Raw genomic sequence first — 11,871 nt, forward strand, 5'->3', positions numbered from 1 at the left:
CCGCCGTCGCGGCACGCAGCGCTCGACGCACCGGGATCCCCCGTCGAGCGCATCGACAACGCGTCCTCCCCCCGCCCCGGCCGATCCGTTGCCCCGCTCAGATTAGGGAAACCCCTGAGTCGCCTGAGATTTGCTTGACAACTTTAGACGTATCGCAGACGATGTCTTACATGGTCGACACTCGCGCGCGACAACCCACATAGCGGTCTGCGGCCGATGCGCTACAAACCGGCCTTCCGCGTCTCGAGCGATCGGCATCGTCGTCCGGTCCAGCCGGGCGCCCGCTCCCCAAGAGACTCGACATGACGAAACTCTGCGCGAACCTCACGATGCTATTTAGCGAGGTCGATTTTCCGGACCGCTTCGCACACGCGGCAAACGCCGGCTTCAAAGGCGTCGAATATCTGTTTCCCTACGCATACGATAAGCAGCAGCTTGCCGAACGGCTCGAGCAGCACGGCTTGACGCAGGTGCTGCACAACCTGCCTGCCGGCGATTGGGCGAGCGGCGAACGCGGTATCGCATGCCTGCCCGATCGCGTGGGCGAATTCCAGGACGGCGTCGGCACGGCCATCGAATATGCGCGCGCGCTCGGCTGCAAACAGCTCAACGTGTTGGCCGGTATCGCGCCCGCCGACGCGGCGCCCGAGACGATACGCGAGACCCTCGTCGCCAACGTGAAGTTCGCGGCGCAAGCGCTGGCCGCAGTGGACATCCGCCTCTTGATCGAGCCGATCAATACGTATGACATCCCGGGCTTCTACGTCAATCGCACGCAGCAGGCGCTGGATCTGATCGCGGCAAGCGGAAGCGACAACGTATTTCTGCAATACGACATCTATCACATGCAGCGCATGGAAGGCGAGCTCGCCGCGACGATCGAAAAGCACTTGCCGAACATCGCGCACATGCAGCTCGCGGACAACCCCGGCCGTCACGAGCCGGGTACCGGCGAAATCAACTATCCGTTCCTGTTCGCCCATCTCGAGAAAATCGGTTACGGCGGCTGGATCGGCTGCGAATACAAGCCTGCCGCGGCGACGGCCGCCGGGCTCGGCTGGGCGGCGAACTATCTTTGACCAAGCGTCTAATCGAGCGCGCGAGCGCTCATCCGAGGAAAGACAGATGAGCAAGGTCGGTTTTATCGGCTTGGGCATCATGGGCGCCCCGATGGCCCTGAATCTCCTGAAAGGCGGGCACGAACTCTACGCGCATACGCGCCGCCAAGTGCCCAGCGAGCTGACGGCCGCGGGCGCAACCGCGTGCGAGCACGCGAAGGCCGTCGCGCAAGCGGCCGAGATCATCGTCACGATGCTGCCCGACACACCCGACGTCGAGCATGTGCTCTTCGGCGAAAACGGCGTTGCCGCCGGCCTTACGCCCGGCAAGCTCGTGATCGACATGAGTTCGATCGCGCCGCTCGCCACGCGCGAGTTCGCCCGCCGCATCAATGCACTCGGCTGCGACTATCTGGACGCGCCGGTATCGGGCGGCGAGGTGGGCGCAAAAGCCGCCACGCTGACCATCATGGTCGGCGGCCCGCAGTCAGCGTTCGCCCGCGCCAAACCGCTGTTCGATCTGATGGGCCGCAACATCACGCTGGTGGGCGGCAACGGTGACGGCCAAACCGCCAAGGTCGCCAATCAAATCATTGTCGCGCTCACGATCGAGGCCGTCGGCGAAGCGCTATTGTTCGCCGCGAAGGCCGGCGCCGATCCGGCCAAGGTCCGCGAAGCGCTGATGGGCGGCTTTGCCTCGTCGCGCGTGCTCGAAGTGCACGGCGAACGAATGATCAAGCGCACGTTCGAGCCCGGCTTTCGGATCGAACTGCATCAGAAGGACTTGAATCTCGCGCTCGACACCGCACGCAGCCTCGGAATGGCATTGCCGAACACGGCCGGCACGCAGCAGCTTTTCAGCGCATGCGTCGCGAACGGCGGCCGCGGCTGGGATCATTCGGCGATCGTCCGGGCGCTCGAACTGACGGCGAATTTCTCGCTCGAGTCGGCCAATTCAGACAACTCGGCCGCGCAAGCGGACGCATAGGCACGCACGGCGGTTGAATTTCTCTTTGAAGCCCCTTCGACAAGGATTTGTATCGTGAAGAAAGTTGCATTGACCGGTGCGGCTGGCCAGCTCGGCCGTGTATTGCGCAAAGCGCTGCTCGAGCGCGGCGTCGATCTTAGATCGGCAGCCGGCTCGAAGCCGCTCGAGCCGATCGTCGACGGCGAGGACGTCATGCACGGCGATCTGCGCGAGGCCACCGTCGTCGACCGGCTGCTCGACGGCGTCGACGTGCTGATCCATATGGCCGGCACGAGCGTCGAACGTCCGCTGCCCGAGATCATCGAGAACAATTTGCGCGCGCTCGTCGAAGTATACGAAGGGGCGCGCCGCCACGGCGTGCGCCGCATCGTCTTCGCGAGTTCGAATCACGCGATCGGCATGTATCCGGTTCAAGCCAAGCTCGAACTCGACTGCGCGTTCCGTCCCGACGGCTTTTACGGCCTCAGCAAGATGTGGGGCGAAGGCCTTGCCCGACTGTATTGGGACAAACATGGAATCGAGACCGTCTGCATTCGCATCGGCAGTTGCGTCGAGAAGCCGACCGAGTTCCGCCACTTGAGCACCTGGCTCGGCTTCGACGATCTGATGCAACTGATCGACCGATCGATCAACGTACCCGATCTCGGCTTCGAGGTGGTATGGGGCGTGTCCGCGAACACGCGCAGCTATTGGGACAACGCCGGCGCCGAGCGCCTCGGCTATCGTCCGACCCAGAACGCCGAGGACTACGCGGCCGAGGTTCTCGCCAAGACGAACCCGCTCGACGCCACGGCGCAGCAGTATCAAGGCGGTAGCTTCGCGCGCTTCGACTTCTCGCGACAAGACACCACGCCTCACACGCGCTGATGTCACGCATCGTTTCACGTCACCGGAAAAAGCGATGAAACTCCCCGAGAATCGTTTCAAGCGCGCGCTCGCCGCGCGCCAGCAACAGATCGGCTTGTGGTCGAGCCTCGCGAGCCCCGTGTCGGTGGAGTTGCTGGCCGGCACGGGCTTCGATTGGCTCTTGCTCGACATGGAGCACGCGCCGAACGAGTTGCCGATGGTCAACAGCCAGCTTCAAGCGATGGCCGCCTCGAAGACGCATCCGATCGTGCGGCCGCCGTGGAACGATATGGTGACGATCAAGCGCTTGTTGGACGTGGGCGCGCAAACGCTGTTGATTCCTTACGTCGAAACCGAAGAACAGGCCCGCGATGCGGTCGCCTTCACGCGCTACCCGCCGCAAGGCGTGCGCGGTTATGCGTCTTCGTCCCGCGCGTCCGGGTATGGCCGCGTCGCCGACTACGCGAAGCAATGCGCGAGCGAGCTATGCGTGCTCGTGCAGGTGGAGAGCCGCCTTGGGCTCGATAACCTCGAGCGCATCGCGGCCGTCGACGGCATCGACGGCGTGTTCATCGGCCCGGGCGATCTCGCCGCCGCGCTCGGCCATGTCGGCGAGATCAGCCATCCTGAAGTCCAATCGGTGATCGAAGACACGATTGGCCGCATCGTCGCAACGGGCAAGCCCGCCGGCATCCTCACGCCGAACGAGACGCTCGCGCGCCGCTACATCGAATTGGGCTGTATGTTCACCGCGGTAGGCTCCGACATCGGCATTCTCGGACGCGGCGCCGAGCAACTCGCCGCACGCTTCAGGTCGAGCAACTGACCCACGCCGGCGGACAATCCGCCGGTCTGACGAGCAACGCCGCGTCCGAGCGGCTCGGCGTCGCTCCGATCCGCGCATCGCGGCGCGTCATCGCACCCTCCCCTACTCGACGTGGAACACGGCGACGGCATCGAGCAGCATCGCCGCCTGTTCCTCGAGCGACTTCGCCGCGGCCGCAGCCTGCTCGACGAGCGCGACGTTGTTCTGCGTCACGTCGTCGATCCGGCCGATCGCACCGTTGACCTCTTCGATCCCCGCATGCTGCTCGCTCGCGGCCGCTTCAATCTCGATCACGATGTGCGTCACGCGTTCGACAGCGCCCATCGCTTCGCTCATCGTCCCGCCCGCCATGGCGACGAGCGCGGCGCCCTCTTCGATCTGCGTCGACGACTGACCGAGCAGTTCCTTGATCTCTTTGGCGGCCGTCGCCGCGCGCTGCGCGAGACTACGCACTTCCGAGGCAACGACGGCGAACCCGCGCCCTTGCTCGCCCGCGCGCGCGGCTTCAACCGCGGCGTTCAGCGAAAGAATGTTGGTTTGGAACGCGATGCCCTCGATCATGCCGGTGATCTCGGTCACCTTGCGCGACGATGCGGTGATGCCGTTCATGGTATCGATCACACGCTTGACGACATCCCCGCCGCGCGTGACGGTTTCCAGCGCGCCGCGTGCGAGCTCGTTCGCCTCCTTCGCGTAATCGGCGTTGTGCTTCACCGTCGACGAGAGCGTGCCCATCGTCGCCGCCGTCTGCTGCAGCGACGCCGCTTGCTGTGCCGTGCGTACCGACAGATCGCGATTGCCCGCCGCGATTTCCTTCACGCCGTCGGCAATTTCGCCCGCGCCGCCGCGCACCGCCGATACGGTGGCCGCGAGCGCGTCGCGCATCTGCCTCAGCGCGCCGAGGAGTTGGCCCATTTCGTTGCTGGAATTCTGCGCGATCGAGCCCGTCAGATCCCCGCCCGCGATCCGCCCGAAGTGCGCAATAGCGCGATCGATCGGCTCGATCAATGCGCGCGTGAGCAGCGCGCGCGCCACGAAACAAATCAAGAGCGCGGCGGCCCCGATCCCCGCAAACAACAGCACCGAAGTCCGGAAGCGTTGTGTCAAAGCCTCGGCGCTACGGTGCTGCGCATCCGACTGCAGCGTTTCGAGCGCGTCGATCGCCTTCGCATAGACACGGTAGCTGCGATCGGCGACATCGCCCTGAATCGTGCGAAACGACATGAAGTCGCCGTTGACGAGCGCCTTGTACTCAGGCTCGATCGCCTGATTCACGAGCGCTGCGCGCGCCTGGCCGACGCTCGCCGCGAGCGCGCGCTCGTTCTCGCTCGAATATGGGCGGCGCGCATAGGCATCGAAATCTCGATTCGACTCGGCGAGCAGGCCCTTCGCCTCGTCGAGCAAACCGTCCGTCGGCTTGCCCACATGGAACAGGATCTCGTAACTCGACAGCGTGAGCCGCGCTTGCAGCAGCTTCTCGGAACTGGCGTTCAGCGACGCGAGCGCGGACGAACTGAGCTGCGCGTCCTGAAAGCCGTCCATCGCGTGCCTGAGCGTGTCGTAGCCCACCCCGATCACGGTCATCAAAAACGCGGCGAACACGCAAAGGGTTGCCGTCAGCCCTGCACGGATCTTGATGTTGTCGAGCATGGGGGTCTCCTGATTCATTCTTGTTACTTCGTCGTGCTTGCTGCTGCGCGCTTCTGCAAAAAGGGCCCGCTCGAGCGGGCCCTATGCGAAGCATTGGCGCGTGGGTTCAGCCCGCCTTCAAAACACCGGATGCGCGTTGATGAGACTCGGCAACCAGGTCGAAAAGTACGGGAAATACGTCACGATGTTGATCGCGCTGAAGATGGCCATGTAATACGGCCACGCGATTTTCGTCGTCTCGCCGATCGACACTTCGCCGATCGCGCAGCCGATGAACTGCACCGATCCGATCGGCGGGTGAACGAGGCCGAGCGAGCAGTTCAGCAAGATCATGATCCCGAACTGCACCGGGCCCACGCCGTAATGCATCGCCATCGGCAGGAACAGCGGCGTCGTGATGAGGATGTGCGCGGCCATATCGACGAACGTGCCGAGAAACACCTGAATCACGTTGATGTAAAGCAGCATCAGCCAAGGCATCGTCGTCGCATGCTCGAGCAGATGTTCGATCGCGTCGGGAATCTCCAGATAGGCCATCTGGAAACGCAGCATGTTCGACACGCCGATGAGCAGCAGCACGACCCCGGTCGTTCGGGTGGCGCGCGCGAGCGCGACGCAGAGCTTCTTGAGCGTCATCGTCCGATAGACGACCACGGTCAGCACGAGCGAGTACGCGACGGCGATCGCGGCCGCCTCGGTGGCCGTTGCAATGCCTTTCGCGACGCAGGTGAGGATGATGAGGATCACGAACAAGCCGGGCACGGCGCCGACGAACGACTTGCCGACCGCCATCCAACCGGGAAAGACCGGCAGGTCGGACGAACCGTCCGCACGACGCGGAAAGCGATAGCGCACGGCCTGCCAGTAGGCGGCCAGCAGCACGAAGCCCATCACCCACAGCACGGGGAGCAGCCCCGAGAACAACAGGTCGCCGATCGACACGCCGCTGACCGCATGTCCGGCGACGACGCCGGTGATACCTTGGGCGGCGAGCGCATAGATGATCATGTTGGTCGACGTCGGCATCAGCGCGCCCGCAAGCGAGGCGTGCGTCGTGACGTTGACCGCGTAGGCGGCGCTATATCCTTCGCGCTTCATGAGCGGAATGACGACGCCGCCCATGGCCGAGGTATCCGCGGTCGGCGAGCCCGACACGCCGCCGAACATCGTGCAGGCGACGACGTTCGCCATCCCGAGGCCGCCGCGGAAATGCCCGACCGTGGCTTGCGCGAAGCGCAAAATGCGATCCGCGATGCCCCCGTGCAGCATCAGCTCGCCCGAGAGAATGAAAAACGGCACTGCGAGAAACGAGAATGCGTTGATACCTGAAACCATCGACTGCATCGCCGTCGCGAGCGGCAGCCCTTCATGCAGGTAAGTCACCACGCAGGACAGGCCGAGGGCGAATGAAACCGGCACCCCCAGCACGAGAAGAACGAGAAAACTGACGACAAGAATCAAGAGTTCCATTTGAATCACGTCCGCTTAGCCGCGAAGAGCGCCAGCAAGCGCTCGATTGAAAAGAGAATGGTGCAGACGCTGGCAACGAACGGGATCGCGTAGCGAACGGCTTCGGGCAAACCCAAAATCGGAATCTGGTCGTCGAGCGTGGTCATCGCCATTTCCTTCGTGCCGATGCACACTGCGACAGAAAACGCGACGAGGCAAAGCTGTTGCAGCACTTCGAGCGCGAGCCGCCATCTGGGCGGCAATGCCTTGGCCAGCGAGTCCAAGCCGATATGCCCGCCGTCGCGCACTTTCAGCGCGGCACCCATGAACGCGATGACGAGCACCATGAGCAGGCCGATCGGCTCGACATAATCGGGGGCGTTGTCGAAGACATAGCGCATCACGACGCTATACATGACGAGCACGCACAGCACGGCCATGCAAAGCGATGCGAACACCGTAATCAGCAGCGCGATGACGCCGCTCGGACGCTTGATGAAGTTCATCGATCTGTTTCTCGTACAAAACAATGCGGATGCGCGCGGGAATTGATCCGCGCGCATCCGAGGCTTACTTGACCGCTTCGATTTCGTCGACGATCTGCTTCATCGCCGGCGTCTTCTCGTACTTGGTCCAAACCGGCTGCATCGCCTTCACGAACGCCGCGCGATCGATTTGCGCCGCCGGAATGATCGTCACGCCGGCCTTCTTCACCGTCTGCACGCCTTCGCTCTCCTTCGCGACCCAAAGCTTTTGGTAGTACGGCACCGAGTCGACCGCGGCCTTGCGGATCGCCTGTTGCTCTTGCGGCGTCAGCGTGTCCCAGATCTTCTTCGAGAACACCACGACTTCCGGCGTCATCGAGTGCTCGGTTTCCGAGAATATCGGCGCCACTTCGTAGTGCTTCGTTTCGACGTACGAGGGGATGTTGTTTTCAGCGGCGTCGACGAGGCCCGTCTTCAGGCCCGTATAGACCTCGGAGAACGGCATCGGCGTCGGCGTGCCGCCCATCGCCTTGATTTCGTCGACCATGAGATCCGACGGCTGCACGCGCACCTTCAAGCCCTTCATGTCGGCCGGGGAATGAATCGCCTTCTTGCTGTAGATCGAACGCGCGCCGCTCTCGTAGAACGTGAGCGCGATCATCCCCTTCGCCGCGAACGCGTCGAGAATCTTCTGGCCCGCCGGGCCGTACATGGCCTTGCGGAAATGATCGATGTCGCGGAACAGGAACGGCAGCGACGGGATCATCGATTCCGGCACGATGTCGTTGAACGCGGCCGCATTGGCACGAACCATGTCGATCGCACCGATGCGCACCTGGTCGATCGTATCGTTCTCCGAGCCCAGGGCGCTGTTGCTGAAGACCTTCAGCGAGTCCTTCCCGCCGGTCTCCTTCGAGATTTCGTCGCCCATGAACTTCAATGCCATCGTGGTCGGGAACGTGTCGCTATGGACGTCAGCGGCCCGGAACACGTGCGCCTGAGCCGTCCCCGCCATCAACGCGAAGCAGGAAGCGGCCACCGTCACGGCGACGGTCGACAGGGCGAATTTCCGTTTCATTCTATGATCTCCTCGAGAATATGGATCGTGTACTGCCTGCGCTGGCGGTGGTTCCGATGGCTCGGAGGCGCTTCGCGACTGACATCTTCGATGCAACCCATAAGGTTGTCTGACAATGTTTGTGATTGTATTAACATGTCGTCTGCTTGCGGCCTAGTAGATACCCGAGGACGGCGCACTTTCGCACACCGCCCTCGTATCCGGGCCGGATCAGAACTGGTGATTGATACCGACCGTCGCGGCGAATTGGTTGCGCGACGAAGCCGCCGACTGCTCACCGATACTCGCCGTCGCGTCGACAACCTTATCGCTCGTGCTCAAGGTCTGGCCGTTCGCGCGCTGATACGCTTCCAACACGTAGATGCGCGTGCGCTTGGACAAGTTGTAGAGCTGCGTCAGGTTGAACTGCTGATAGCTCGCGGCACTTTGGATGCCGTTCGCCGTCGTCGCGCGCGTGTAGCTGTAGCCGGCTGCGAGATCCCACACGTTGGCGGGACGGAAATGCAGCACCACGCCTTCGGTGTTGAAGATCGCGGTCGAGGAGAAGCCCGAGTTCACGCCGGGAATGTACTGGACGTTCGAATACGTCGCCGAGACATCCCATTGCTGGTTGAACTTATAGCCACCCGTCACGGCAAAACGCTGTTGCGCCGCCGCGTTCTGATAACCGTTCGTGATGCTCGACACGCCCTGCTCGCCCGTGCCCGAGTAGGCCGTCGACGTAGCGCTCCAAGCACCGCCGCCGTTCGTCGCATTGTTGAAGCGAGCGAACCCGACCGCGATGCCCGCAGGGCCCGCGAGGTATTGCGCCGCCACGCTCCAGGTCGAGCCGGCGTTGAAGCTGCCCGCCACGCCGCCCAGCGCGTACATGCCGCTGACCTTCAAGCCGTTGAACGAAGGCGACGTATAGACGAGCGCGTTGTTCACGCGGTAGTCGGTATCGAGGGCATCGACGTCGCCCGGATGCGCGCCGAAGGCACCGGTCAGCCAGGTGGTCGGGCTGTACGGCGAGAGCAGCGTGTAGTACGGCGTGTACTGACGGCCCGCCGTGAACGTGCCGTACGTCGCGTTGTCGAGTCCGACCCACGAAGCGCGGTTGAATGCGAGACCGCTCTTGCCTTGCGCGCCGGTGTCGATGTTGAACCCTTCTTCGAGCTTGAAGATCGCCTTCGTGCCGCCACCCAGATCTTCGCTGCCCATCAGGCCGAAGCGCTCGCCGCCCCACACGCCTTCCAGCATTTTCACGACCGACTTGCCGCCTGTGGTCGCGCCCGTCGACGGGGCCTGGTTGCTCAGGTAACCGATGCCGGTATCGACAATGCCATAGAGCGTCACGCTGCTTTGCGCAAATGCGCCGCCGCTCACGAGTATGGCCGCCGCACCGGCGATCGTCATCGTGGCTTGTTTATAGTGCTTCATCAAATCTCCTGGTCTTTGTTGGATTTGTCGCGACATGCGATGCCGCTTGAAACTGCATGGCCGCTGCGAGGCGCCCAATCACTGCTCTCTCTTGCCGTGGATCGATCGACACGTCTGTTCGTCTATTCGTTTACTTTTTCATCCGCTTCTTTAATTAGGACTCCTAATTAAACTCGCCCGTGCGCTTTTCCGTGGACGTATGCGAGCCCGCCTCCTTTCAAGCCGAGCCCGCCGGACCGTCTAAAAACCCGTGCGGCGGTTCGACGTACTCCAGCGTCGAACCGCCCCACCGCTTCGATTCAGTGAATCTCCGGCTCGCCGCCACTGCCTCCGCTGCCGGCACAACCCGAACCTTCGCGCTGCAGGAAGTCGAAGTCGCAGCCCTTGTCGGCCTGCATCACGTGGATCTGATGCATCGCGCCGTAGCCGCGCGTGAAGCGCGGCTCGGGAGCCACCCACGCGGCCCTGCGGCGTGCGAGCTCTTCGTCGCTCACGAGCAGATTCAGCTTGCGCTGCGGCACGTCGAGCTCGATCAGGTCGCCATTCTGGACGAGCGCGAGCGGACCGCCGATGAACGACTCGGGCGCCACGTGCAGCACGCAGGCGCCGTAGCTCGTGCCGCTCATGCGCGCATCGGAAATGCGCAACATGTCGCGCACGCCTTTTTGCAGCAGCTTCTTCGGGATCGGCAGTTGGCCCCATTCGGGCATGCCGGGCGCGCCGACCGGCCCCGCGTGTTGCAACACGAGCACGCTGTTTTCGTCGACGTCGAGCGCGTCGTCGTCGATGCGTGCCGCCATGTCGGCGTAGTCCTTGAACACGACCGCGCGCCCCGTATGCACGTGCAGCTTCGGATCGGCCGCGCCCGGCTTGATCACGGCGCCGTCAGGCGCGAGGTTGCCGCGCAGCACCGCAAGGCCCGTGTCGGGCATCAGCGGCACGGCACGCCGACGGATGACTGCATCGTTGAAGATCTCGGCATCGGCGATGTTTTCGCCGAGCGTCTTGCCGTTGACCGTGCGCTGCGTGCCGTCGATCGAATCGCCCAACTCCTTGAGCATCGCCCGTAGGCCGCCCGCGTAGTAGAAGTCTTCCATCAGATACTGGCCGGTCGGCCGGATGTTGGCGAGCACGGGCGTGCGCCGCGACAGATCGTCGTAGTGGCCGAGCGTGAGCGGAATGCCCGCGCGGCGTGCGAGCGCGATCATGTGCACGATCGCGTTCGTCGAGCCGGACAGCGCAAGGCACGTCGTCACGGCGTTATCGACCGACTTCTCGGTGATGATGTCCGACGGCTTGAGGTCTTCCCACACCATCTCGACGATGCGCATGCCCGTCTTCGCCGCCATTTGCGCATGGCGCGAATCGGCTGCCGGAATCGACGCGAAACCCGGCAGCGTGAAGCCGAGCGCTTCGGCCGCGCTCGTCATCGTCGAAGCCGTGCCCATCGTCATGCAATGCCCGGGCGAGCGCGCGATGCCGCCCTCGACGCCCTTCCAGTCGTCTTCCGTGATCTTGCCGGCCCGCAAATCGGCCCAGTACTTCCACGTATCCGAGCCGGAGCCGAGCGTGCGGCCGTTCCAGTTGCCGTTGAGCATCGGGCCGGCGGGCAGGAAGATCGCGGGCAGGTCCATCGAAATCGCGCCCATTAGCAGAGCAGGCGTGGTCTTGTCGCAGCCGCCCATCAGCACGACGCCGTCGGCGGGATAGGAACGCAGCGTTTCCTCGGCTTCCATCGCGAGGAAGTTTCGGTACAGCATCGTCGTCGGCTTCTGGAACGGCTCGGAGAGCGTTTGCACCGGCAACTCGATCGGAAAGCCGCCCGCCTGCCAAATGCCGCGCTTCACCTCTTCCACGCGCACTTTGAAATGCGTATGGCACGGGTTGATCTCGCTCCACGTGTTGAGGATCACGATCACCGGCTTACCCGCGTATTCCTCGCGGCTATAGCCCATCTGCGAGCTGCGCGAGCGATGGCCGAACGAGCGCAAGTCGTTCACGCCGTACCAGCGATGGCTGCGCAAGTCCTCGGGTTTCTTTCTGTTCGTGCTCACTTCGTGCGACTCCGGAAT

At 63.4% G+C, this 11,871-nt stretch carries 10 protein-coding genes; 4 read left to right on the forward strand and 6 right to left on the reverse strand.

Annotation, left to right across the window (positions count from 1 at the left end):
* The first annotated feature begins 302 nt into the window (after window positions 1–302).
* From hyi to J3485_RS14600, 4 genes are read left to right on the forward strand one after another with little or no spacing between them, the layout of a single operon-like run.
* The gene (gene hyi, locus J3485_RS14585; RefSeq protein WP_206953640.1) at window positions 303–1,079 is read left to right on the forward strand and encodes a hydroxypyruvate isomerase; all 777 of its coding nucleotides are present in this window, start codon (window positions 303–305) and stop codon (window positions 1,077–1,079) included.
* On the forward strand, window positions 1,072–2,046 hold the full coding sequence (locus J3485_RS14590; RefSeq protein WP_374192441.1) for a 2-hydroxy-3-oxopropionate reductase: 975 nt from the start codon (window positions 1,072–1,074) through the stop codon (window positions 2,044–2,046). The genes hyi and J3485_RS14590 overlap by 8 nt, the downstream gene beginning before the upstream one ends.
* A gap of 54 nt (window positions 2,047–2,100) precedes the next feature.
* Complete coding sequence (locus J3485_RS14595) at window positions 2,101–2,913, forward strand: NAD-dependent epimerase/dehydratase family protein (RefSeq protein WP_206953645.1); 813 nt, start codon at window positions 2,101–2,103, stop codon at window positions 2,911–2,913.
* A 34-nt stretch (window positions 2,914–2,947) separates the two neighbouring features.
* On the forward strand, window positions 2,948–3,718 hold the full coding sequence (locus tag J3485_RS14600) for an HpcH/HpaI aldolase family protein (RefSeq protein WP_206953647.1): 771 nt from the start codon (window positions 2,948–2,950) through the stop codon (window positions 3,716–3,718).
* A gap of 102 nt (window positions 3,719–3,820) precedes the next feature.
* On the opposite strand, the gene J3485_RS14605 is transcribed toward J3485_RS14600, so the two are convergent.
* The 6 genes from J3485_RS14605 to araD all read right to left on the reverse strand — a co-directional run bounded on the left by J3485_RS14605 (window position 3,821) and on the right by araD (window position 11,853).
* Entirely contained in the window at window positions 3,821–5,368 is a 1,548-nt protein-coding gene (locus tag J3485_RS14605) for a methyl-accepting chemotaxis protein (RefSeq protein ID WP_206955820.1), read from the reverse strand.
* 117 nt (window positions 5,369–5,485) lie between these two features.
* Complete coding sequence (locus tag J3485_RS14610; RefSeq protein WP_206953650.1) at window positions 5,486–6,838, reverse strand: TRAP transporter large permease; 1,353 nt, start codon at window positions 6,836–6,838, stop codon at window positions 5,486–5,488.
* 5 nt (window positions 6,839–6,843) lie between these two features.
* Window positions 6,844–7,323 carry a TRAP transporter small permease gene (locus J3485_RS14615; RefSeq protein ID WP_206953652.1) on the reverse strand — a complete coding sequence of 160 codons (480 nt, stop codon included), beginning with the start codon at window positions 7,321–7,323 and terminating at the stop codon, window positions 6,844–6,846.
* 64 nt (window positions 7,324–7,387) lie between these two features.
* Entirely contained in the window at window positions 7,388–8,380 is a 993-nt protein-coding gene (locus J3485_RS14620) for a TRAP transporter substrate-binding protein (RefSeq protein ID WP_206953654.1), read from the reverse strand.
* A 210-nt stretch (window positions 8,381–8,590) separates the two neighbouring features.
* Window positions 8,591–9,799 carry a porin gene (locus J3485_RS14625; RefSeq protein WP_242538573.1) on the reverse strand — a complete coding sequence of 403 codons (1,209 nt, stop codon included), beginning with the start codon at window positions 9,797–9,799 and terminating at the stop codon, window positions 8,591–8,593.
* A 299-nt stretch (window positions 9,800–10,098) separates the two neighbouring features.
* Window positions 10,099–11,853, reverse strand: coding sequence for an L-arabinonate dehydratase (araD, locus tag J3485_RS14630; RefSeq protein ID WP_206953655.1), 1,755 nt, complete (start codon window positions 11,851–11,853; stop codon window positions 10,099–10,101).
* Window positions 11,854–11,871: the final 18 nt, after the last annotated feature.

Origin of the sequence: Trinickia acidisoli (assembly GCF_017315725.1) — a bacterium.
GTDB lineage: Bacteria > Pseudomonadota > Gammaproteobacteria > Burkholderiales > Burkholderiaceae > Trinickia > Trinickia acidisoli.

Bases quoted from the DNA above. Each gene is read 5' to 3' on its own strand.
- J3485_RS14610 (WP_206953650.1), bottom strand. From the start codon at position 6,838: ATGGAACTCTTGATTCTTGTCGTCAGTTTTCTCGTTCTTCTCGTGCTG.
- J3485_RS14620 (WP_206953654.1), bottom strand. From the start codon at position 8,380: ATGAAACGGAAATTCGCCCTGTCGACCGTCGCCGTGACGGTGGCCGCT.
- hyi (WP_206953640.1), top strand. From the start codon at position 303: ATGACGAAACTCTGCGCGAACCTCACGATGCTATTTAGCGAGGTCGAT.
- J3485_RS14625 (WP_242538573.1), bottom strand. From the start codon at position 9,799: ATGAAGCACTATAAACAAGCCACGATGACGATCGCCGGTGCGGCGGCC.
- J3485_RS14605 (WP_206955820.1), bottom strand. From the start codon at position 5,368: ATGCTCGACAACATCAAGATCCGTGCAGGGCTGACGGCAACCCTTTGC.
- J3485_RS14600 (WP_206953647.1), top strand. From the start codon at position 2,948: ATGAAACTCCCCGAGAATCGTTTCAAGCGCGCGCTCGCCGCGCGCCAG.
- J3485_RS14615 (WP_206953652.1), bottom strand. From the start codon at position 7,323: ATGAACTTCATCAAGCGTCCGAGCGGCGTCATCGCGCTGCTGATTACG.